Genomic DNA, 19,144 nt, shown 5'->3' on the forward strand with positions numbered 1-19,144 from the left:
GGGTCGGTGCTCCGTTAAACTCGGGCACTTGTTTGAGGTGATGCAACAGTTTCGTGCGCCCGATGACGCCCTGTAGGTCATCAGCGAGAACTGAAGCCATGCTTCGGAGAACTATGCGATCACTCATGCCCGTTCCTCCGCGTCCATAGCTGCGTCGATGGCGGCGCGGAATGAAGCGCGCCAATTACCGCCTCGGACGTCCCACTCCACACCTTTGGTGGAATCATTCCATCTTGATCGGGCCCGCGCGCAGTTCTGATCAAACCAATCGAGCAGTTCTGTGTCTGTGCGCTCGCTCATGCGTAACGGCTCCCGAAGTCCGTCAGGTCCACCGAGATCTTCCCGGCGAAAGACGGGGCGCTGACGGTGGCGACCAGACGGCTGCCGAGATAGATGTCGTGAGCGCAGATCGTGCGGCGCGTGTCTTCTTTGGCGCGGCGTTCGGCGTCCCGGTATTCGGCAAAGCCCTGATCCCGCTGTGGGCTGGGCCGCATTCCCAGCAGAGTGACGCGAAAGAGGTCCGGCGATCGGGATGACGCTCTCATGGCGCCTCCTTCGGGCCGAGCCCCTGCATCCACGCGTCAGCCTTGGCGATGACAAGCCCGGTGATGATCCCTGCCCCATACAACCCGGCAACCAGCGCGCACGGGAGGAGCACGTCTATGACTTCAGTGGACATCGCGCCCTCCCGGAAGAAGATCCGTGCAGAAGCGCAGGAAGCTCGCGATGCGAAGACCGCGGACTTGCGGGGCGGAATGCTCCAGCAGCTCGTCCAGCGTCTGCGGGCCGATCACAACAGGCGGCTCGGGAAACGGCACCGGATCGGCCGGGCGCGTTGCGTGCAGTAGAGCGATCAGTTCGTTCTCTACTTCGTTCGCGGTCTGGGCATAGGCCTTGGCGATGCCTGCGTTGGGCGCATCTTTGGCCCGTTCCCGCGCATAGATCAGGCAGACACGTTTCTCACGTGCCTTGCCCTGAACGGCGACAGACCGGTCGGACAGATATTCTGTGAACGTGCGATCCGTATGACCCCGCAGCAGAGGGTGAAGCGGGCGCAGTAAGGGAACGGAAGCGGCAGCCCTGAGGCTGATGGTTGCGTGAGACTGGCGCGTCTCACCTGCGGGCAATGACATATCGATCTCCATCGCGTTGGTGCGATGGAGATAGTTTCACCAGAAGAAACTTATTGGTCAATAAAAAATTTCATCAGAAGAAATTTCTTACTTTCCTTTCATTGCTTTTCCAGCATTGATCCACGCATCAAATGCTCCGGCGTCCAAGCTGGCTGCCAATGCAGCAGCCTCTTTATATCGCTGTGACATATCAAGCTCAGAAGGATCGAAAAGAAGAGATTCTGGGGTAGTTTCAAGAATTTCTGCCACCCGCACGAATTGCGATAACGTCATATTAACCTTGCCATTCAGCCATTTAGAGACTGATGGTTCGGACATATCTAATGCTTCAGCCAATTTCCGTTGCGTATATCCCTTGAGCTTCATCCATGCCTTAACAAACCGCAGAGTATGTCGGTTTTTGGCGACTTCTTGAGGGGAGAGCTCTTTCTCGATCATGCTGCCATTTTGGCGGCTAAAGCGTAAAAGCGGGATGCCTCCACATGAAAACTTTCTTGACCTGAAAGTTTCATCAGAATAAATTTTCTGCATGTCGTTGAAAGCTATCCTCATCGAGCGCGGGATCACCCAGACTCAACTGGCTGCACAAGTGCAAATGAGCGAGCCGACCGTATCTCGGTGGGTGAAAGGGGCTTCGTGCATCCCTACGCACAAGCTGAGAGAAGTCGCGTCAGCGCTAAATGTGTCACTGGACGCTCTCGTGCCGCTTCGTTCGGCAAGATCCAATAACGCCTCACAGCACGGTTCGATTAGTGAGACAGCAGTATGAGCATCCTTCATAAACCCGAAGGTAAGCAACGCTCATGCTGCCGTCAGCAAGATGATGTCTTGCAGCCTTGCCCGTTCTTAACGGGGCTTAGTGGATCTCGCCTTGCGGCTTCTGAAGAAGAATTTCCGCAGCATCGAGCAGATCACGCCCCAGTTCGGCGGCCGTCTGCGGAGACAGTGAGAACTGTTCGAGCTTATCGCCTTCCGGGAAGTGCTCTGGCGCGGTTGCGGCCTTCACCTGCAGCACGACAGCGCCGTCCTGAATCACCACCGTGCGGAAGCCTGTCAGGCTCGAAATATCGAGATTGCCGTCTTCCTTCAGTTTCCATTCATCAGCCATGTGCCGTCACTCCGTTCGCTTTAGATGCGCGCAAGATGGCTGATCGTCGTGCGTGGGTGAAGCCATGAATCACGTCCCTGCCCTCAAGACGGCCACGCAAATGGCTGTTCGGGCGATTGGCGGCATTGATGCCGCGGCAGCCGTTACCCGCGTCGGTCGGGCTCGGATTTCGGAATATCAAAACCGAAACTCCACAACGACAGCCCCGGTAGATATCGCCATTGTGCTGGACGAGTTCGCCCAGGAGCCTTTCATTCTCCAGACCATGGCGCATGAGCTTGGCTACAACCTGACGCCGATCCAGTTGGGTCATGGCGATGTGGCCGAGATCATGGAAGACGTGGCGGACAAGGCCAACGACACCATGAAGATGACGATCCGCGTTCTGGCGGATGGCATTGTGACGGTCGAGGAAGCCCACAGCCTTGGCCATGAGCTGACCAAGCTACGCCGCGTTGTGGATCATGCCCTCAAGATCGTGCGCGGGATAGAAAAGACAGGAGCCTCGGCATGATGCTCCAGATCCCCACCACCTTCGATCGGGACGACGTTCCGTCTATGGCCTTTCTAAAGGTTCTGCCGGCCGAGCTGCGTGGCGTTTTCCATTCCCTGATGGACGCTCTGAAATCTGCCCGCGACGTGGTGTTCCGTGTCGGCGGCCGTGCGCTCGATGACGTCCAAGTGGCGCAGATGGCGTGTGAAAACGTCGAGGTGTTGCGCCGCGTCCTGCCGGAACTCGAGTTCACGCGGTTTATCCTTCGTGATGAAGACGGCGCGCTCTACAGCCCTCACCTCGTGGAACGGCAGATCCGCCGTGAGGAACGCGCTCAGGCTCGTGCTGAGCGGCAGCGTCGTCTGGAAGAGTTTCAGGCCCGTCAGGAGGCCGGAGAGTTCGCACCAGAAGCCGGCGTGAAGGCTATGACCTCTCGGGCGAATGCCTCCAAGGGCGGCCGCCCGCGCAAGGGGGAGAAAGCAGAAGACGCTTATGTGCGTCGGCAGCGCGAAGCCGTCGAGCAGCGTGAAATGCGCTTGCTGTCGTCTATCGACGGTGGGGCGATTTCGGAAACCGAAAACCAAAACCAGTTTTCAAAAGCGGTTTTGGTTTCCGGGGTTTCGGTTTCAAAACCGGTTTCTGGGTTTTCCGTAGATCTAGAATTAGAGAAAGATATATCCCCTTCTGATTCTAATTCTACGAAACCGGCAGAAACCGAAACCGACAAACCGGCCTTGGAGATTTCGGAAGCCCTGATCTCCCAGACCGTCGCCCGCGTCCTCAAGGTTGGACGTCTGCCAGACGGTCAGGCCGGGTTCGCCAAGAGCATCTGCGGTCGTTTCCTTCGGGACGGCGTTCCAGCCGATGTGTTGGTCGAGGCTGTGAAGCAGCATGCCGAGAAAATGGCTCTGAACGGCGACACAGCCTACAAAATGGGCGCTTTCCGCAAGCCGATCGAGCGGTTCTGGGCAGATCATCAAGCCGGCGTCTCAACCGCACCGGCTCCAGAGCCAGTGGCTCGGGAAGACTGGGAAGAACGCGCGCTGGGAGTCTATGCCAAGGCACAAGAGGTCTGGAGCGAAGCCTTCCGCCTGAAGCGAGATTTCTCGGCTGTTAAGCGGGACTGGCCGGAGCTGGCGCAAGCCCATGACCTACCCACCTGCCCCGTCGAGCGCGCTGCGTATCTGGACTGGTATCGCCCGCAGGCTCAGGCCGCATGAAGGCGCTGCGCAGAGCCCTCGCCTCTTTCACCCATTCTGAATTCCTCACGGTTCGCTCCGAACGTGACCAGGCGCAGCATGCTGCTCTGGCACTGGAGCGGACTGTTGCGGATCAAGCCCTGGAGATTGTCACGCTCCAGGCCCGTCTGGCTCGGCTCACCTCGAACCGGGATGCCGACGGCCGATTTATGAAGCGCAACCCCACATGAACGTGGAATGCAAATGACTACTGCCGCTGAGGCAACTCGACCAATTGAAGAAGCCGTCCCCATGCAGGGGGCTTGGAAAAACCGCATCGCTCTGGCTGAACTGGACCAGGGAAAAGACAGGCCACCAATCGAAGTCCTACGCCGTGGAGCTGGCCTCTACGGCTTGCTACGTTCCGGCACGATCACCCAACGTCACGTCGACGCCGCCCAACGTTGGGCATGTGATTTCGAGACGGGAATTATGGGTGCTTCCAATCCCGAGATTCGGTCAACGGGGCAAGGAAGTCTGGAGGACTCTCTTCTAGCGAGGTCTTTTGCCGTCGCCCGATGTGAAGGCGTCCGGAGGACACTAGGCCGATATGCTGGCGACCTTCTCGTGCTGTTAGTTTTGGACGGTCTTTCGGTAGCAAGGATCTCTGAAATGTACGGTAAAAACCGTCAAGGGATGACTGGCGCAATCGAACTGCTTCTTGAGCAACTGACCGATTATTATGAAGGAAGCCAAATCCATTAAAAACCTGTTGACCTGAAACAGATTTGGACAGTAATAGTATATGATTATCGATGGGCGTGTGGCTGGAATAAGCCTGCGCCCTTTTTTGTTGATGTTCTGCCTTCTTTTAATGGGCAATATCGTAGCTCTCTCAAACAAAGCATGGCTATGGCGCTTACTCCCTAAATTTAGGTAAAATCACAAATTCATTGACGTAACGGGATATTTCAGAATTATTGTAAAATAATAATTACTGTCCGAGATGGCAATGTACTCAACCCTTATTACGTCCAGCAAATCGCTCTTACATGTATCCGAAGGCGTTCTCGGTCACGCTAGCCCGACCGAAGTCGTAGACCCTGTTTATGCTTGGCGCGCGGAAGCTAACAGTGATGTAATCTACCTAATGGCTGCATCTGGAGAGCCATTCTGGATCATGGGTGATTTCGGGCAGAGGGCGATATTTTCGTTTAAAATTCGTCGCCAAGTTGGTGGTGGAATAGCAATCGAACATCCCAGCAACGCAAAAATATTCAGGGCTTCGGATGATGGACGGATCTACATTGATGGAGAAAATGGCGGATTAGATAAAATATTTTTTGAAGAATCCATTAATATTTCTCCGAATGAGATACGTATAAAATACCAGAAAATACTTTCAAATACCCTCGAAAATAATCTTATTTCTCTATCGAAAATGTCACCATTCGTCGAGATGGCTGATATGGCCTATGCGATAACACGGCTTGAGAGTTTTTCATCCTATTCACATGTTATCGATCAAATCAAAGAGCTCCCAAGTTACGAGTTTATCTTCCCGTCGATTCAATTATTGATGAAATCTGAGTTTGCAGGCAGCGGACGAAATTTTCATGCTCATTACGCGTGGGGCGGCGGTGATTTCGTCGATGTAGGAAAATATTCCTACGGTTTTCCACGTATCCTTCCATACCCGCCAGCACGGCTGAAGGTTAGTGCGTTTTGCTCGATTGCTGAAGACGTCACAGTTGTGCTCGGAAACCATCTAACCAAAGCCGCAACCACGTTTCCGTTTCAGGACGAGGCTTTTCGGTGGCCTTCGCGGCACGCAGACATCGGAAAATTTGAAGATAGTATCTCCTCGGGGGTGGTGATCGGCAATGATGTTTGGATTGGTCGTGGGGTTACCATTCTTCCTGGTGCAGTTATAGGAGACGGCTGCATCGTTGGCGCTGAATCTGTGGTTCGAGGAAAAGTCGAGCCTTACTCAATATATCTGGGTAATCCGGGGTATGTTTTGAAACCACGATTTGATGCCCAAACCACCTCTCGCCTGTTGGCGCTCAAATGGTGGGAGTGGCCAGAATGGAAAATTGACCGATACTGCGGAATGATGATGACCGATTTGCAAGGTTTTTTGGATAAAGCCGAAAAGATCTGACGTTTGTCTGAATGAGGGTCTCCATACCCTTTAGAAATGACAATTAGAGTGCTTTAGCCCGACACGATAACTCGGAGTTATCTGACAAGCCCGAAAGGACAGACTGTCAGATAACCCACCGAAAGGGTTCGGAACCCGTCAGATAATTACAGTTATCTGACGGTTTTTCAGGGTCTCCGCAGGATCGGAAACCTTTATAATTCAATGACTTGTCGGAGACCTGGGCCAATGGCACCAGCAGCGGTCGCGAAAACGCCCCGTATCTCTGATGACGATCGCCTCGTGAATATGTGGCTTCATAATCGCTCAGTGAACACCGCCCGCGCCTATCGTGCGGACGTGGACGCCTTCCGCCAGTGGGCTGGCAAGCCTCTGGCAGATGTCGTGCTGGACGACCTGCAAGGCTGGTTTGATAGCCTCACGGGATCGGATGCCACACGCCGCAGAAAGCTGGCCTCCGTCAAATCGGCTCTGGCCTTCGGGGTCCGCGTTGGTTTTCTGGATGTGGACGTTGGCGCAGCGCTGCGCCTCGAGCGCGGGCGAGATCGTCTCAGTGAGCGCATTCTCACGGAAGAGGATGTGCGGCGCATTATCGACCAGGAGCCGTGCCCACGAAAGCGGGTCGCGCTCCGGGTTCTGTACTTCATGGGGCTGCGCATTTCTGAAATGTGCGCCCTCACTTGGCGAGATATGACACGGCGTCAGCAGGGAGGCGTGGCCTCCGTGTTCGGCAAGGGAAACAAGACACGTCATGTGCTTGTGCCCGCAAAGCTGTGGAAAGAGATCGTGGCTGTGAGAGCTGACGACTGGCGTCCTGAAACGCCTGTTGTCCCCGGCCACGATGGGAGCCCGCTTCACTTGAGAGCTGCACATCGCCTCGTGAAGCGGGCGGCGAAGCGTGCCGGATTGCCAGATGCCTCGGCGCACTGGTTCCGGCACGCCCACGCCTCACACGCCCTGGACAATGGCGCGCCCGCGCATGTCGTCCAGCAGACTTTGGGACATTCCGACCTGAAGACCACGACACGATACGCCCACGTCCGCGAAGGCGACGGTGGCGGCAATTACCTGAAAGACTGACGCCTCACGAAAAGGCGGCGTCGGCCATTAGTGGAGAGCGAAATGAGCACTCGATACCGACGCCGACCTGAAACGCCTGAGCAGATCCGGGCCGAGCACATCGATTTCTGGACCCGGACTGCCGAGCGTTACGAACGCACGGCGCAACATGCGCGGATGCCGGGAATGAAGATCTGGGCCGCAGCTGAAGCACGCCGCGCCCGCGCAATCGAAGCCGATCGCAAGCGAGAACAGGCATGAGCCACAATCCCGACGATTACATGAAGGATTCCGCTGGCCGTCTGGTGCCACGGGCGAACGTGAAGCCGGAAGACCTGTTGCAGGACGAGCTGGTGCGCAAGCTGTTCGAGCGTGCGCGCTCCATTCGTGAGATCATGCGCCAGTTTCGTGAGGATGCAGACAGCGACATTCGCGCTTTTCTGGATCTTCTGGCGGAACAGTACGGAGCCAAGAAAGGTGGTGCCAAGGGCAATCTGACGCTGGCGACCTACGACGGCTGCGAGCGCGTGACTATCGCCATCAGCGACACCATCACCTTCGGCCCGGAACTTCAGATCGCCAAGGAACTGGTGGACAGCTGCCTGACGCGCTGGACGGAAGGCGGCAACGCCAACATCCGCGCCGTCGTCACCGATGCCTTTGACGTCGGCAAGGAAGGCAAGCTGAACGTGTCCAAGATCCTCGGACTGCGCCGTCTTTCGATCGACGATGATGAATGGAAACGCGCCATGCAGGCCATCACCGACGCGGTGAAGGTGAACGCATCGCGCAGCTACATCCGGTTTCACGAACGCGCATCACCGGACAGCGCGTTCGTTCAGGTACCCTTGGATATTGCCAAAGCATAAAAAAGGCCGGAACAATGTCCGACCTTTCGCAGTTAACGGCGCTTGGTCACGTTTCAGAATCAACAGGCATAGTCTCTGAGCTGACATACGGACTGAGTATCGCCTTCAGGCAGCCTTACTCTGACGATGAATGCCATACCCGATTCGTTATTCGGATCCTGCATAATAGTTTTGAAGGATGACGGAGCTGGCATGTCACATCCTTCCTCGATCATTCCTTCAATGTGAAAAGCCAAAGCCTCGTAGGCCATGACGTGTGCTTCAGCCAATGTATCACCAACTGTTATGCAGCCCGGAAAGTCTGGGAAACTGACACCGAAATCGCTATCGGGATCTTTGTGAACGAGACCAAGGTATTCAGTCATTACACCGTCTCAATGAGACAATGAGGCTTTAAGCGCCTCGTTAATTCTTGTCTGCCAACCAGCACCTTGCCGCTTGAAAGCGTCCAGGACGTCAGCATCCAGTCGCAACGTGACCTGCTGCTTTCGATGCGGATTAGTCGGACGTCCGCGACGCACGACCGTTTCACCGTTCCGAACGGTTGCGGCTTCAAAGAAAGCATCGGTGAGTTCCGGAGCATCGTCCGGATCAACCCATTCTGGCTTTCCACTCTTGTTCTTCGCGTTCATGTGCATGCCTCATGGAGATAATGCGGCGAGCATCGCCACGTGGTGTCCAGACCATCACGACAAGGCGTTCATTCAACATCCCGGCCGTAATGAAACGCTCTTCGCCATAGTCTTTTCGTAAGTCCGGCGCGGTTGCTGTCATCCCTTCGAAAACGGCAGCAGCGTCGGCGAAGTCGAGACCGCGTTCAGACAAGGTTTTATCGCGCTTGGCGTTATCGAACTCGACTTTCATGAACTTGATGTAGCTACGAATAATCCATAAAGCAAGGATATAATGTAGTTACAAATAATAGCGAGAAGCATCATGGCACTGCTGCGTTGCATCAACAGCGGGCTGACAGTGCTGGACACCAGCATCGCCCGCGAACCCCCCAAGCGCGCGGACGCGTTCTACGTCTCGAAGGAATGGCGCGCCCTGATGGGCACCATCCTGAAGCAGCGTGGACGCGTCTGCGAGCGTTGCGGCCGCTCAGGCTGCCGGATCTTCGGTGACCACATCGTCGAACTGAAAGACGGTGGCGCGAAGCTGGACCCCAAGAACGTCCAGCTGCTCTGCGGCTCGTGCCACACGGCCAAGACGGCACGGGCAAAAGCACAGCGCGCTGCGAAAAACTGGTGAAAAACAGCGGAAAACAGCCATTTTCTCACGTTTTCGACCCAAAAGCTGACCAAAACGGTCCGGATTGAGGGGGGCGGGTCAAATCTTCGGCCCGACCGCGGGGGCGTAACCGCGCCAGTTCCACGCGTGAAAAATTTTCCTGCAATTACGAAATGAGGTGCGCACCATCCTGCGCAGGACGGTCCAGAATGTCGAAAAAACCGCCCGCAAACTGGGAGGATATTGCCAGCGCCTACTGCGCAGAAAGCCTGTCAAACCGCCAGATTGCTAAGAAATTCGGGATTGCGGAAAGCACCCTGCGCAAGCGTATCGCGTCTGAAGGATGGGAGAAAGCAGGTGCGCAAAAGGTGCGCACTCGCACTCCAAAAGTGCGCACCGCTGCGCACTCAGAGCAGCCTGCGCAAAAACGTCCCTCCCCGATCGTCGCCGAAGCCATCCCGGACGACATCGAGGGCCGCCTGCTCTGCCTGGCAGAACGCATGACCGACGAACTGGAGCAGATCACGGCGCACCATGGCGAGATTACGGAAGCCATCGAAATTGAGACGATGGACGACGAAAACCCGCGACGCCGTGAGGCAATGCAGAAAGCCATCAGCCATCCAGTCCGAGCCAATTCGCTCAAGACGCTTGCGCAGTCCGTCGCGCTGCTGGGCGGAAAAGCTGCGGGCAAAAAAGGTAAGAAAGAGCAGCTCAAGGATGCTGCTGACACGGCATCCTCTGGGAAATTTGCGCCCATGACTCAACCGAAACTGGTAGTGAACAATGGCAAGCGACGGGACAGTTAAAGTTAGCTCTCGGGGGCGGAAAACTGCATCCAGCCGGACTGGAATGCGCAAGGCTCTCAAGCAAGCTCCCGTCCCTCCTGCGCTCACATGGTCAACGGCGTGCCACACCTGGGAAAAACGGATTGTTGCCCGCGAAAGCATCATCCCCTGCCCGCCGCTTTTCCCGGCAGCAGCCAAGCAGGGCATGGATGTCTTCAATGCTCTGAAGCTCGTCGATGTGATGGGCGAACCGACGATCGGTGAGTCCTGCCGATCCTGGCTGAAGGACTTCGCGGAATCCTTCTTCGGGTCCTACGATCCGGATACCGGTGTCCGGCACATCAGCGAGTTCTTCCTGCTGGTCAGCAAGAAGAACACCAAGTCGACCATCGCGGCTGGCGTCATGCTGACCCAGCTGGTTCTGAACTGGCGCCGTTCTGCTGAATTCCTGATCCTGGCACCGACCAAGGAAGCGGCCGACAACGCCTTCAAACCCGCCCGGGACATGGTCCTGAACGACCCGGACCTGGATGCGATCTTTCACGTCCAGAAGTACAACCGCGTCATCGAGCATCGCCAGACCGGGGCCACGCTCAAGGTCGTGGCTGCTGACGGCCAGTCGGTGGTCGGCAAGAAGGCGACCGGCATTCTGGTCGACGAACTCTGGGAGTTTGGCAAAAAGCCGACAGGCGAGAACATGCTCATGGAAGCCATGGGCGGCATTTCGTCCCGTCCTGAAGGCTTCGTCATCTATCTTTCCACCCAGTCGGATGAAGAGCCAGCCGGCGTCTTCAAGTCGAAGCTGGAATATGCCCGCTCCATTCGGGACGGGAAGATCCAGAATAAGAAGTTCTTTCCTGTCATCTACGAGTTTCCGGCCGCGCTGATCGAGGCTGAGAAACACAAGGATCCGGACTACTGGTACGTCCCCAACCCAAACCTCGGCCTGTCGGTCGGGACCGAGTTCCTGACCAGCCAGTATGACCAGCAGAAGGAAGCCGGCGAAGGCCCGTTGCGGGTCTGGATGGCCAAGCACCTCAATGTGCAGGTCGGGCTCTCCCTGGGAGAGAAAGCCTGGGCGGGTGCGAAATATTGGGAGCAGCGAGGGGATCCCAACCTCACCCTGGACGATGTGGTCAGACGCTCCAGTGTCCTGGTCGTGGGAATCGACGGTGGCGGCCTGGACGACTTTCTGTCCATGGCCGTTCTGGGCTGCGATGCCGAGACCGATGAGTGGCTGCACTGGCAGCGCAGCTGGGTCTATTGCGATGTGCTGAAGACCCGAAAGGAAGAAGCGCCTCGGTATCTCGATTTCGAGAAACAGCAGGACCTCGTGCTCGTCACGACCATGGCGGACGATATCATCGAGCTGGGCGAAATCGCCGCGGATCTCAACCGATCGGGCAAGTTGGCGCTAATTGGGCTCGACCCAGCCGGCGTGGCGGAGATCGTCTTCGAGCTGCGTCGGCAGGGGATCGAGGAAAGCCAGATCGTCGGTGTCAGTCAGGGCTGGAAGCTCACCGGCCCGATCAAAACGCTTGAACGCAAACTGGCAGATGGGTCTTTCCACCATGGCGGCCGGCCGATCATGGCCTGGGCCGTTGGCAATGCGAAAGCCCAGGCCAAAGGCAACAACATCGAAATTACCAAGCAGCTGGCGGGCGGAAAGAAGATCGATCCCCTGATGGCGCTGTTCGATGCCGTGGCCTGCATGTCCAAAAACCCGGAGCCACCCGGACCGAAAAGCATTTTTGACCGTGAGGACCTATGGGATTCCTGAAGAGTATTTTCGGCGGCTCTCAGCGTCCTCCTTCGGAGCGCAGAGAGCCTGTTCTGGCGCAGAGCCTCGAAAACCCCAGCACGCCTCTGTCTGAGATTGGCAACTGGAGCGAGTTTCTAGGACTACCGGGGAGCAGTGATGACTGGATACCACCCACCAGTGAGCGCACAGCCATGGCCTGCTCGGCCGTCTATCGCTGCGTCACGCTGGAAGCCGGCGTTATCGCCGGACTGCCTCTGAAGATTTATCGTCTCTCGGCCGATGGGCAGCGCGAAGAACTGCCGAACCATCGACTGATACCGCTCCTTCAGACAGCGCCGTTTCCAGGACGTTCTCTGACGGCCTTCTCATGGCGGGAACTCTGGGGGGTGAATGTCCTGCTCTGGGGCAACCACTACAGCGCCATCCGATATGACGGCGCAGGTCGTGTGATTGGCTTTGAAGCCTTTATGCCGTGGCAGGTTCGTGTGGTGCGTCTTCCAAGTAAGCCAGGCGTGAACTTCTATGTCCTGACGCATGAGGATGGCAGCGTTGAAACCCTTCATCAGGAAGACATGCTGCACATTCCTGGTCCGGGTTTTGACGGGATCAAGGGGCTCTCCCGGATCCAGTCTTTCGCACGCGGCTCTGTCGGGCTGGCGCGCTCTATGGAAGAGCGCACGGGTCGGGTCCATCAGAACGCCTCGATGCCGAGCGGCATCATGCAGGTGCAGGGCAAAATGTCAGATGACGGCTTTCGTCGTCTAAGACGCCAACTTCAGGAAGCCCATTCCGGCGTTGCCAACTGGGGAAAGACTGTCATCGCGGATGAAGGGTCGAAATACACGCCCTTTCAGCTGTCTCCACAGGATCTCCAGACGATCGAAGCCAGACGCTACCAAGTCGCCGATATCTCGCGTTTCTTCGGTGTGCCCCTGCATCTTCTGAACGAAACGGACAAGACATCGTCCTGGGGGACCGGTCTGTCCGAGAACACGCTGGCTTACCTGATCTTCTCGCTCGATGCAGACCTGCGCCGGATCGAAAGTGAGCTGAATTACAAGCTGTTCTCCAACAGTCCTCTTTTCGTGGAATTTGACCGTGATGGCTTGCTGTCTATGGATCCGGAAAAGACCGCAACGGTCATGCAGAGCGAGATCTCCAGCGGTGTCAGCACGATCAACGAGGCACGCCGGAAGAAAAATCGTCCTCCCGTACCGGGCGGCGATACCCCGCTGATCAACAGCACCAACGTGCCGTTGACGACACAGGCGGCGAAAGGGCCAGACCAGCCCGCGCCTGTTCCTCCACCTTCACCAGGGCAACAGGAATGAAACGCTATGATGCCCAGGCGGGCCGGTTTTCGAACCGAGCCCTTCTGGCCTTCACGCAGGCAGGGCTCCCGCAGACCCTGAGCAGCCGGCCACGGGCTGACGGCAAGCCGGCCGAGATCCTGCTCTATGACGAAATCGGCTTCTGGGGCGTGACGGCCAAGGACTTTGCCGGCCAGCTGGCGCAGGTCGGTCCCGGGCCAATTAATCTACGGATCAACAGTCCAGGCGGGGATGTCTTTGACGGCCTCGCCATCTATTCGTCGCTCAAGCAGCATGATGGCGCAGTCAACGTCATCATCGACGGCCTGGCGGCCTCGGCGGCCTCCTATATCGCTCTTGCCGGCGATACGGTCTCGATTGCGCCCAATGCGTTTATGATGATCCACAACGCCTGGGGGCTTGTGATCGGCAACAAGGCCGACATGACGGCAACGGCAGGTGTCATGTCCAAGATCGACGGCCAGATGGCGGCGCTCTATTCGGGCAAGACAGGCCAGAGCGTCGACGCCATTTCGGCCCAGATGGATGCCGAGACCTGGTTCACGGCCCAAGAAGCCCTGGATGCAGGTCTGGCGGATGTCATTGTCGATGATGACCGCTCCGGAGGCAGTGCTCCTTCCGCCAAGGCGACGCAGTCTCCGCCTGAGGATCTGCTCGCTCAGGCTGGGGAAATCGCCCTTGCGTCGCGCCGGCGTATGGCCCGTCTGGCTGAAGCCGAAAACACTCTCTGACCATGCCCTGACCTCCCTGCGAGGCAAGATCAGGTCATGACCCTTTTGGGATGCCGCCGATAGAGCGTGGCAGCCCCCCTTTCATTGCAAAAACAGGAATATCCATGCGTTCCAAGGAACTGCGCGCCAAGCGTGCAAAGCTGATTTCTGACGCCAGCGCCCTGATCAACGGCGAGACCGTCACTGCCGAACAGACTGCCCAGTTCGATGCCATGATGGCCGAAGCGGACGAGCTCAAGGCGCGAATTGACCGCATTGAGAGCGCAGAAGCGGCTGAAGCGGAACTGGCTGGCCAGATCGCGGCTCGTGGCGAAAACGACGGTCGTGGCGCTGATGAACAGCGCGATCGTGAGACGCAGGAAGTCCGCGTTTTCGGTGCGTGGCTTCGTGGCGGCATGGATAGCCTCTCTGGTGAGGATCGGGCTTTTGCTGCTCTGCAAGCGCAGCGTGGTAGCGAATTCCGCGCCGCTCAGAGCACACAAACGGGTCCTGCTGGTGGCTATCTCGTTCCGCCCCTTTTCGCAGACCAGATCCTGACAGCTCTGAAGGCTTACTTCACGGCTTTGGATCTGTTTGACGAAATCCCGACCGCAACAGGCGCTCCCCTGCCCTGGCCTACCAATGATGACACGGCCGCCCGCGCCAAGATCATCGGCGAGAACACGACGATCGGCACAAGCGACCTGAAATTCGGGCTGTCCAACGTCTTGGCCTATCTGTACGCCACAGACGCCGTTCTGGTGCCCTGGACGTTGATGCAGGATTCCTTCCTGGATCTGGACACCTTCCTCACCTCTGCTCTGTCCACCCGTTTTGGACGTACGTTGGCTGACGATTTGACGAATGGCACGGGCACGAACATGCCACAGGGTGTCTGCACTGCGGCTGGCGTTGGTTTTACGACAGCGGCCGTGGATATCGGCTATGACGATATCATCGAACTGATCCATAGCGTGGACCCGGCTTATCGCCAGGGTGCGACGTTTATGTTCAACGACACGACCCTCAAAGTCCTGCGCAAGATGAAGGATAATGAAGGTCGCCCGCTTTGGTCGCCCGCGGTCGCAGTCGGCGCGCCTGATACGTTTGCCGGCTATGCCATGAATATCAATCAGAGCATGCCAAGCGTTGCAGCTGGCAATAAAGCCATGCTGTTCGGCAGCTTCAAGAACTACAAGTTCCGCAACGTAAAAGGCATGTCCGTGGTGCGCCTCAATGAGCGTTACGCGGACGCTTTGCAGACGGCTTTCTTCGGATATGGCCGTTATGGCGGCGGCATGCCGACGCCTGGTGCTGCCATCCAGGCTCTCGTCACTGGTGCCGCTGCCAGTGGCGGCTCAGGCGGCTAATGACACGCAGGAGGCTGATCAGTGAGAAGCATTCCTATCGGATCAGCTCCTGTAACGGTTCCCCTGGCATCCGTGCAGGATCTGATGACGGATCTGGGCATCACGGATGCCCAGGCCTCAGATACGCTTGAGCAGCATCTTCTGGATGCAACCGAGGCCGTTCTGGCGTTCATCGGCCGGCCGATCCTGTCCCAGACCTGGCAGGATCAGGTCTTTGTCCGACACTTCCCCCGGACCTTGTCCCTTCTGGTTGCGGCCTACCCCGTCCAGAAGGTTCTGGGGATCGTCCGCAACGGGACAGCGTTGTCTCAGGATGAAATTGACGGTCTCGTCATCGCGGATGAAACCGGCGAGATCTTCCGTCCGGATGCAGAGCGTCCGTTCTGGCATCCAGGACGCTATGAAATCACCTATCAGGCCGGATATCAGCTTCCGGCCACGCAGGACGATGGCACGGCGCTTCCTGGGAACATTCCTCGGCCGATCCAGCTCGCTGTCCGCAGGGTTGCGGCAGCGGCCTACTATGCAGAAGGTCGTGACCCCTCCCTGAAGTCCGAAAGTGCCCAGGGCATTGGCTCGACCAGCTGGGTCACACCTGACCCAGCCCTGGGTGGCCTGACACCTGAAGCGGCTGGCCTCGTCCAGCGCTACCAGTCTCCGGGGACGGCGTGATGGGATATCAGGCAGACTGCCGTCGTCGGCAGATCCGCAAGAAAGGCCGGCTGATGACACTGTCACGGCCGAGCGAGAGCAGCCCGGTCACGCTGATGGCCTATGCCGCACCGCCCGCGACAGCCGCACTGGAATCAGGCGTGTCCGTCATGCCGTTTGTGGCCGAGACCCTGAATGACGAGCTGGCGGCAGCGGGTTACGGCCAGCCCCGGAATGCTGACATCCTAACGGATGGCGGTCGTCAATACGCGCTGACAGACGCCACGCCCGTTTATGACGGTAGTGAAATCTGCGGCTGGAAACTCATTGCAGCAGGTGGAACATGACCTCTCCCATCGTCTGGCAGGATGCCTTTGACCGTGCCACGGCCGCTGCTGCTCCGCTGGGGCTGGCGGTCAAGGACATTCTTGCTCAGAACCTCGATCAGAACACGGCCCCATGGGTCTATTTCGAGACAGCCAGTGCCTCTGCCGGCCGCCTGGGCATGGGTGAGATCGTCGACGAAGAAACCGGCCAGATCTGGCTGCACCTAATGGTGCGGCGCGGAACGGGCGCGATCGACGCCATCACGAAACGCAAGGCTCTGTCCGTCGCGTTTCGGGTGCCGGTCGCGCCGCTCCCTGCCGGTCTGTTCTACGATGATCAGGGCTTTGATCCGCCCGACGACGACCAGACCGGCAACTGGGTCCGCTTCTCCCTGATGGTGGACTATCGCTACCAGGACATCGTCCTGCCGGCATCCTGAAATTCCTGACACAGCCACCTCCGGGTGGCTTTTTTTATGAGGTGAGACATGGCCTTTACCGGTGCCACGGCAGGCTATCAGGCCGCCGCGCAGGCGAACGATACCGCCATTTCCTATGCCATGGAGCCGAACTACGGCGTCCCGGCCACGGGAAACTACCAGCGCACCCGCTTTACGGGTGAAAACTTCAAACCGACGGACACGACCCAGCGCCCGGACGAGATCAACGCTGACATCGAAGCGGCGCAGGCTGTCCTGACGCAGACCTCTGTGGCCGGCACACTGTCGGGCGCGCTGTCTTATGGCACCTATGACGACATGCTGGCGGCCGTGCTGGGTGCAGACTGGGCTGACAACGTCGTGCAGAACGGTGCGGTCGTGAAGACCTGGACGCTCATCGAAAAGATGAACGCCAAATGGCTGGTGCGTCCAGGCAGCTACTGCACACAGGCACAGCTGACTTTTGCCCAGGGCAGCTTTGCCTCTACGTCTTTCGACTTCTCCTGCAAGCAGCAGACGCTCGCGGATGCCGATCCGGCCACGACCTACACGGACGCGCCCACAGGGCGTGTGTTCAACACGGTCGACAACTTCGTCGGCATGACCGTGAACGGCGTGGCTCCGGATGGCTGCGTCAAGCAGGTCCAGATTACGCTGGCCCGCGACGGCTCGGGGTCGGACTATGGCATGGGCCATGCCGATGCCTGCGGGATCCGCCCCGGCCAGATCCTCGCCTCCGGATCGACGCAGATCTTTTTCAAGACCTGGGATCTGTATCAGGTCTGGGCCAATGGAACGCAGGGACCGATCGCCGTTACGGTCAAGGATGCGGACGGCAACAGCTATGTCCTGACCTTCCTGAATGCGGCGCTGCGCAATCCGGTGATCGATGTCGGCAGCAAAAACACCTCGATCATCGCCACCTTCGACATCGAGGGCAATCCGCAGGCCGGCGGTGGCACCTTCAAGATCCAGCGCATCCCGGCCGCACCGCCAGCCGCGCCTTCTGGCGGCTGATCCCCGGAGCTCCGAACTTTTTATCCCTCATTTCAGACTGGAAAAATTAACATGGCCAAGCTCTCTGCCTTTTCGCGCGACCTCAGCAAGGTGTCTTCCGGCGAGGAGATCGAAGTCGGTCCGGAAGGGAATACCTTCTTCATCACCACGCGCGGCTTCACGCCGGCGTACCGCGACACGCTCTATGCGCTGCGTCTGGAAGCAGCCCGTGAGCTGAACCGCTCCCAGCGTGCCGGTGCTGGTTTCTACGCTCCGGATGCCCTGCCCCCGACCACGGATGATGTCTGTCAGGGCAAGGCGATTGCCCGTGAATGCGTCCAGGGTGTGCGTGGTCTGGAGGGTACGGATGATCAGCCCGTCTCTGTCGATGACTTCCGCGGCATGCTGGAAAGCGGCAACTACCCGGCTCTGACTACGCTCGCCATCATGGCAGCCGGCCGTGTCGGCAGCGACCGCGCCGAACAAGCCAAGGCCGCAGCGGGAAACTGATTGCAGCACTCCAGTGGGAACTGGAATGGGGTGCCTTTACCGGGGAGAATGAAATCCCCGAAATCCGGGAAACGGCCCTGCAATACCGGGTTCTTCCCGATCCTTGGAACGAAGTCCCCTGGCGGGCGTGGCATGAACTCCAGCATGACCGCGTCTGGACCACTGATGGGGTCGGCGCATCCATGGGCATGATCCGCGTTGCCTCAAGGCCTGGGCCGATTTCCTGGCTCGCCATCGATCGCTGGTGTGAAGCCAACCGGGTGACGGATGATGAGCGGGTTTATGTCTTCGACCTGATCCGCGCCCTCGATGTCGTCTTCCTGAAACATCGCAACAACGCAATCACTCAGGACATCCAGACCCTCATGAGGAAATGACATGGCCTCTGCGCGTAGTGTGGCCCGCAATATTCGTCTGTTTCGGGACCAGGCGCTATCTCCGGCCGCGCAGTCCGCAAGGCTTGCAGCTGTCGCCATCAAGGCGCGGGATCAGGCGGTCAGCAGCGGAGACGCGCCGCCGCACTGGGTGACGATCGTGGATGGTCGGCAGGGCGTGCCAGAGACGGACGTGAGGCCGGACGGTTTCATTCTCTACAAGTTCAACGTCATGGGGCTGGCGGCCAAGGCTGCGCTTCAGCTGTGCAAGGATCGCTCTCCGGTACGATCGGGCCGCTATCGCGACAGCTGGATGGTTGTCGTCGACGGCAAGCCCTGGACGCAGGACGTGGCGGACATTCCGGAAGGCACATCCGTCATGATCGTCAACCCGCAGCCCTATGCACGCAAGATCGATACGGGCGCGATGAAGAACATGTCTGTGCCTCCGGGCATCGTCGATGCCGTGCGCAAGCTGGTGCAGCGCAAATTCCCGACCGTGAACGCAGCCCGCGCCTTTGTGAGCATTCCCTCCGGCCTGATGGAAAATGCTCCCTACATCCTGCGGCGCAGCAAGGGCCGCAGCAAAAGCCGAGCCGCCGGAACGGCCCTGACCTATCCGGCAATGATCCTGACAAAACGCCTCTGAAGG

30 protein-coding genes are annotated in these 19,144 nt (G+C 58.1%); 22 read left to right on the forward strand and 8 right to left on the reverse strand.

What is annotated here, in order from left to right; genetic code table 11:
* Positions 1–123: 123 nt before the first annotated feature.
* From GKO01_RS15955 to GKO01_RS08315, 4 genes are all read right to left on the reverse strand, one after another.
* Complete coding sequence (locus GKO01_RS15955; RefSeq protein ID WP_167383448.1) at positions 124–300, reverse strand: hypothetical protein; 177 nt, start codon at positions 298–300, stop codon at positions 124–126.
* Positions 297–545, reverse strand: coding sequence for a hypothetical protein (locus GKO01_RS08305; protein ID WP_167383449.1), 249 nt, complete (start codon positions 543–545; stop codon positions 297–299). Before GKO01_RS08305 ends, GKO01_RS15955 begins: the two co-directional genes overlap by 4 nt.
* A 123-nt stretch (positions 546–668) precedes the next feature.
* Positions 669–1,133, reverse strand: coding sequence for a hypothetical protein (locus tag GKO01_RS08310; RefSeq protein ID WP_244901383.1), 465 nt, complete (start codon positions 1,131–1,133; stop codon positions 669–671).
* An 87-nt stretch (positions 1,134–1,220) separates the two neighbouring features.
* Positions 1,221–1,664 carry a helix-turn-helix domain-containing protein gene (locus GKO01_RS08315; protein WP_167383450.1) on the reverse strand — a complete coding sequence of 148 codons (444 nt, stop codon included), beginning with the start codon at positions 1,662–1,664 and terminating at the stop codon, positions 1,221–1,223.
* Here GKO01_RS08315 and GKO01_RS16530 point away from each other — a divergent pair.
* A complete protein-coding gene (locus GKO01_RS16530) occupies positions 1,663–1,902 on the forward strand; it encodes a helix-turn-helix domain-containing protein (protein ID WP_099286660.1) in 240 nt (79 codons plus the stop codon). The two genes, GKO01_RS08315 and GKO01_RS16530, sit on opposite strands and share 2 nt — an antisense overlap.
* Before the next feature lie 87 nt (positions 1,903–1,989).
* Here GKO01_RS16530 and GKO01_RS08325 read toward each other — a convergent pair whose 3' ends face one another.
* Positions 1,990–2,241, reverse strand: a complete 252-nt coding sequence (locus GKO01_RS08325) for a hypothetical protein (RefSeq protein ID WP_099286661.1) — start codon at positions 2,239–2,241, stop codon at positions 1,990–1,992.
* Between the two features lie 64 nt (positions 2,242–2,305).
* Here GKO01_RS08325 and GKO01_RS08330 point away from each other — a divergent pair, with 64 nt between their 5' ends.
* The 8 genes from GKO01_RS08330 (at position 2,306) to GKO01_RS08365 (ending at position 8,004) form a co-directional block, all read left to right on the forward strand.
* Positions 2,306–2,755: a hypothetical protein gene (locus tag GKO01_RS08330; protein ID WP_228118374.1), complete on the forward strand. Its 450-nt coding sequence runs from the start codon at positions 2,306–2,308 to the stop codon at positions 2,753–2,755.
* Entirely contained in the window at positions 2,752–3,954 is a 1,203-nt protein-coding gene (locus GKO01_RS08335) for a hypothetical protein (protein WP_099286663.1), read from the forward strand. The genes GKO01_RS08330 and GKO01_RS08335 overlap by 4 nt, the downstream gene beginning before the upstream one ends.
* Positions 3,951–4,163 (forward strand): hypothetical protein, encoded by a 213-nt coding sequence (locus tag GKO01_RS08340; protein WP_099286664.1) that lies wholly within the window; start codon positions 3,951–3,953, stop codon positions 4,161–4,163. Before GKO01_RS08335 ends, GKO01_RS08340 begins: the two co-directional genes overlap by 4 nt.
* A gap of 13 nt (positions 4,164–4,176) precedes the next feature.
* Complete coding sequence (locus GKO01_RS08345; protein WP_167383451.1) at positions 4,177–4,677, forward strand: hypothetical protein; 501 nt, start codon at positions 4,177–4,179, stop codon at positions 4,675–4,677.
* Positions 4,678–5,062: 385 nt separating this feature from the next.
* A complete protein-coding gene (locus tag GKO01_RS08350) occupies positions 5,063–6,076 on the forward strand; it encodes a CatB-related O-acetyltransferase (RefSeq protein WP_167383452.1) in 1,014 nt (337 codons plus the stop codon).
* 228 nt (positions 6,077–6,304) lie between these two features.
* Entirely contained in the window at positions 6,305–7,156 is an 852-nt protein-coding gene (locus GKO01_RS08355; RefSeq protein WP_099286666.1) for a tyrosine-type recombinase/integrase, read from the forward strand.
* Between the two features lie 42 nt (positions 7,157–7,198).
* On the forward strand, positions 7,199–7,396 hold the full coding sequence (locus GKO01_RS08360) for a hypothetical protein (RefSeq protein ID WP_099286667.1): 198 nt from the start codon (positions 7,199–7,201) through the stop codon (positions 7,394–7,396).
* Complete coding sequence (locus tag GKO01_RS08365) at positions 7,393–8,004, forward strand: DUF3164 family protein (RefSeq protein ID WP_099286668.1); 612 nt, start codon at positions 7,393–7,395, stop codon at positions 8,002–8,004. Before GKO01_RS08360 ends, GKO01_RS08365 begins: the two co-directional genes overlap by 4 nt.
* Before the next feature lie 59 nt (positions 8,005–8,063).
* Here GKO01_RS08365 and GKO01_RS08370 read toward each other — a convergent pair whose 3' ends face one another.
* The 3 genes from GKO01_RS08370 to GKO01_RS08380 are packed head-to-tail and all read right to left on the reverse strand — an operon-like array spanning position 8,064 to position 8,868.
* Positions 8,064–8,369, reverse strand: coding sequence for a type II toxin-antitoxin system HicB family antitoxin (locus tag GKO01_RS08370; RefSeq protein WP_099286669.1), 306 nt, complete (start codon positions 8,367–8,369; stop codon positions 8,064–8,066).
* A gap of 9 nt (positions 8,370–8,378) precedes the next feature.
* Positions 8,379–8,636 carry a BrnA antitoxin family protein gene (locus tag GKO01_RS08375; RefSeq protein ID WP_099286670.1) on the reverse strand — a complete coding sequence of 86 codons (258 nt, stop codon included), beginning with the start codon at positions 8,634–8,636 and terminating at the stop codon, positions 8,379–8,381.
* Positions 8,596–8,868: a BrnT family toxin gene (locus tag GKO01_RS08380; protein ID WP_099286671.1), complete on the reverse strand. Its 273-nt coding sequence runs from the start codon at positions 8,866–8,868 to the stop codon at positions 8,596–8,598. The genes GKO01_RS08375 and GKO01_RS08380 overlap by 41 nt, the downstream gene beginning before the upstream one ends.
* 72 nt (positions 8,869–8,940) lie before the next feature.
* Here GKO01_RS08380 and GKO01_RS08385 point away from each other — a divergent pair, with 72 nt between their 5' ends.
* The 13 genes from GKO01_RS08385 (at position 8,941) to GKO01_RS08445 (ending at position 19,141) form a co-directional block, all read left to right on the forward strand.
* Positions 8,941–9,255, forward strand: a complete 315-nt coding sequence (locus GKO01_RS08385; protein WP_099286672.1) for an HNH endonuclease — start codon at positions 8,941–8,943, stop codon at positions 9,253–9,255.
* Positions 9,256–9,443: 188 nt separating this feature from the next.
* Positions 9,444–10,043, forward strand: coding sequence for a terminase (locus GKO01_RS08390; protein WP_099286673.1), 600 nt, complete (start codon positions 9,444–9,446; stop codon positions 10,041–10,043).
* A gap of 43 nt (positions 10,044–10,086) precedes the next feature.
* Positions 10,087–11,802: a terminase large subunit gene (locus GKO01_RS08395; RefSeq protein WP_244901384.1), complete on the forward strand. Its 1,716-nt coding sequence runs from the start codon at positions 10,087–10,089 to the stop codon at positions 11,800–11,802.
* Positions 11,790–13,115, forward strand: coding sequence for a phage portal protein (locus GKO01_RS08400; protein ID WP_099286675.1), 1,326 nt, complete (start codon positions 11,790–11,792; stop codon positions 13,113–13,115). The genes GKO01_RS08395 and GKO01_RS08400 overlap by 13 nt, the downstream gene beginning before the upstream one ends.
* Positions 13,112–13,846: a head maturation protease, ClpP-related gene (locus GKO01_RS08405; RefSeq protein WP_099286676.1), complete on the forward strand. Its 735-nt coding sequence runs from the start codon at positions 13,112–13,114 to the stop codon at positions 13,844–13,846. Before GKO01_RS08400 ends, GKO01_RS08405 begins: the two co-directional genes overlap by 4 nt.
* 104 nt (positions 13,847–13,950) lie before the next feature.
* Positions 13,951–15,195: a phage major capsid protein gene (locus tag GKO01_RS08410; RefSeq protein ID WP_099286677.1), complete on the forward strand. Its 1,245-nt coding sequence runs from the start codon at positions 13,951–13,953 to the stop codon at positions 15,193–15,195.
* A 21-nt stretch (positions 15,196–15,216) separates the two neighbouring features.
* On the forward strand, positions 15,217–15,867 hold the full coding sequence (locus GKO01_RS08415; RefSeq protein WP_099286678.1) for a hypothetical protein: 651 nt from the start codon (positions 15,217–15,219) through the stop codon (positions 15,865–15,867).
* A 53-nt stretch (positions 15,868–15,920) separates the two neighbouring features.
* A complete protein-coding gene (locus tag GKO01_RS08420) occupies positions 15,921–16,193 on the forward strand; it encodes a hypothetical protein (RefSeq protein ID WP_306417186.1) in 273 nt (90 codons plus the stop codon).
* Entirely contained in the window at positions 16,190–16,612 is a 423-nt protein-coding gene (locus tag GKO01_RS08425) for a hypothetical protein (RefSeq protein WP_099286680.1), read from the forward strand. The genes GKO01_RS08420 and GKO01_RS08425 overlap by 4 nt, the downstream gene beginning before the upstream one ends.
* Positions 16,613–16,660: 48 nt before the next feature.
* The gene (locus tag GKO01_RS08430; RefSeq protein WP_244901385.1) at positions 16,661–17,629 is read left to right on the forward strand and encodes a phage tail tube protein; all 969 of its coding nucleotides are present in this window, start codon (positions 16,661–16,663) and stop codon (positions 17,627–17,629) included.
* A 51-nt stretch (positions 17,630–17,680) separates the two neighbouring features.
* The gene (locus tag GKO01_RS08435) at positions 17,681–18,118 is read left to right on the forward strand and encodes a hypothetical protein (RefSeq protein WP_099286681.1); all 438 of its coding nucleotides are present in this window, start codon (positions 17,681–17,683) and stop codon (positions 18,116–18,118) included.
* Positions 18,119–18,300: 182 nt separating this feature from the next.
* Positions 18,301–18,495 carry a hypothetical protein gene (locus GKO01_RS08440; RefSeq protein ID WP_099286682.1) on the forward strand — a complete coding sequence of 65 codons (195 nt, stop codon included), beginning with the start codon at positions 18,301–18,303 and terminating at the stop codon, positions 18,493–18,495.
* 1 nt (position 18,496) lies between these two features.
* A complete protein-coding gene (locus GKO01_RS08445; RefSeq protein ID WP_099286683.1) occupies positions 18,497–19,141 on the forward strand; it encodes a hypothetical protein in 645 nt (214 codons plus the stop codon).
* The last annotated feature ends 3 nt before the right edge of the window (positions 19,142–19,144 follow it).

This window comes from Gluconobacter kondonii (assembly GCF_002723995.1).
GTDB lineage: Bacteria > Pseudomonadota > Alphaproteobacteria > Acetobacterales > Acetobacteraceae > Gluconobacter > Gluconobacter kondonii.

Coding starts and splice junctions, on each gene's coding strand:
- GKO01_RS08405 (WP_099286676.1), top strand. CDS start 13,112: ATGAAACGCTATGATGCCCAGGCGGGCCGGTTTTCGAACCGAGCCCTT.
- GKO01_RS08395 (WP_244901384.1), top strand. CDS start 10,087: ATGCGCAAGGCTCTCAAGCAAGCTCCCGTCCCTCCTGCGCTCACATGG.
- GKO01_RS08325 (WP_099286661.1), bottom strand. CDS start 2,241: ATGGCTGATGAATGGAAACTGAAGGAAGACGGCAATCTCGATATTTCG.
- GKO01_RS08355 (WP_099286666.1), top strand. CDS start 6,305: ATGGCACCAGCAGCGGTCGCGAAAACGCCCCGTATCTCTGATGACGAT.
- GKO01_RS08375 (WP_099286670.1), bottom strand. CDS start 8,636: ATGAACGCGAAGAACAAGAGTGGAAAGCCAGAATGGGTTGATCCGGAC.
- GKO01_RS15955 (WP_167383448.1), bottom strand. CDS start 300: ATGAGCGAGCGCACAGACACAGAACTGCTCGATTGGTTTGATCAGAAC.
- GKO01_RS16530 (WP_099286660.1), top strand. CDS start 1,663: ATGTCGTTGAAAGCTATCCTCATCGAGCGCGGGATCACCCAGACTCAA.
- GKO01_RS08435 (WP_099286681.1), top strand. CDS start 17,681: ATGGCCAAGCTCTCTGCCTTTTCGCGCGACCTCAGCAAGGTGTCTTCC.
- GKO01_RS08335 (WP_099286663.1), top strand. CDS start 2,752: ATGATGCTCCAGATCCCCACCACCTTCGATCGGGACGACGTTCCGTCT.
- GKO01_RS08360 (WP_099286667.1), top strand. CDS start 7,199: ATGAGCACTCGATACCGACGCCGACCTGAAACGCCTGAGCAGATCCGG.
- GKO01_RS08310 (WP_244901383.1), bottom strand. CDS start 1,133: ATGTCATTGCCCGCAGGTGAGACGCGCCAGTCTCACGCAACCATCAGC.
- GKO01_RS08425 (WP_099286680.1), top strand. CDS start 16,190: ATGACCTCTCCCATCGTCTGGCAGGATGCCTTTGACCGTGCCACGGCC.
- GKO01_RS08420 (WP_306417186.1), top strand. CDS start 15,921: ATGACACTGTCACGGCCGAGCGAGAGCAGCCCGGTCACGCTGATGGCC.
- GKO01_RS08350 (WP_167383452.1), top strand. CDS start 5,063: ATGGCTGCATCTGGAGAGCCATTCTGGATCATGGGTGATTTCGGGCAG.
- GKO01_RS08345 (WP_167383451.1), top strand. CDS start 4,177: ATGACTACTGCCGCTGAGGCAACTCGACCAATTGAAGAAGCCGTCCCC.
- GKO01_RS08445 (WP_099286683.1), top strand. CDS start 18,497: ATGGCCTCTGCGCGTAGTGTGGCCCGCAATATTCGTCTGTTTCGGGAC.
- GKO01_RS08365 (WP_099286668.1), top strand. CDS start 7,393: ATGAGCCACAATCCCGACGATTACATGAAGGATTCCGCTGGCCGTCTG.
- GKO01_RS08340 (WP_099286664.1), top strand. CDS start 3,951: ATGAAGGCGCTGCGCAGAGCCCTCGCCTCTTTCACCCATTCTGAATTC.
- GKO01_RS08380 (WP_099286671.1), bottom strand. CDS start 8,868: ATGAAAGTCGAGTTCGATAACGCCAAGCGCGATAAAACCTTGTCTGAA.
- GKO01_RS08385 (WP_099286672.1), top strand. CDS start 8,941: ATGGCACTGCTGCGTTGCATCAACAGCGGGCTGACAGTGCTGGACACC.
- GKO01_RS08430 (WP_244901385.1), top strand. CDS start 16,661: ATGGCCTTTACCGGTGCCACGGCAGGCTATCAGGCCGCCGCGCAGGCG.
- GKO01_RS08315 (WP_167383450.1), bottom strand. CDS start 1,664: ATGCAGAAAATTTATTCTGATGAAACTTTCAGGTCAAGAAAGTTTTCA.
- GKO01_RS08400 (WP_099286675.1), top strand. CDS start 11,790: ATGGGATTCCTGAAGAGTATTTTCGGCGGCTCTCAGCGTCCTCCTTCG.
- GKO01_RS08440 (WP_099286682.1), top strand. CDS start 18,301: ATGGGCATGATCCGCGTTGCCTCAAGGCCTGGGCCGATTTCCTGGCTC.
- GKO01_RS08330 (WP_228118374.1), top strand. CDS start 2,306: ATGAATCACGTCCCTGCCCTCAAGACGGCCACGCAAATGGCTGTTCGG.
- GKO01_RS08410 (WP_099286677.1), top strand. CDS start 13,951: ATGCGTTCCAAGGAACTGCGCGCCAAGCGTGCAAAGCTGATTTCTGAC.
- GKO01_RS08305 (WP_167383449.1), bottom strand. CDS start 545: ATGAGAGCGTCATCCCGATCGCCGGACCTCTTTCGCGTCACTCTGCTG.
- GKO01_RS08390 (WP_099286673.1), top strand. CDS start 9,444: ATGTCGAAAAAACCGCCCGCAAACTGGGAGGATATTGCCAGCGCCTAC.
- GKO01_RS08370 (WP_099286669.1), bottom strand. CDS start 8,369: ATGACTGAATACCTTGGTCTCGTTCACAAAGATCCCGATAGCGATTTC.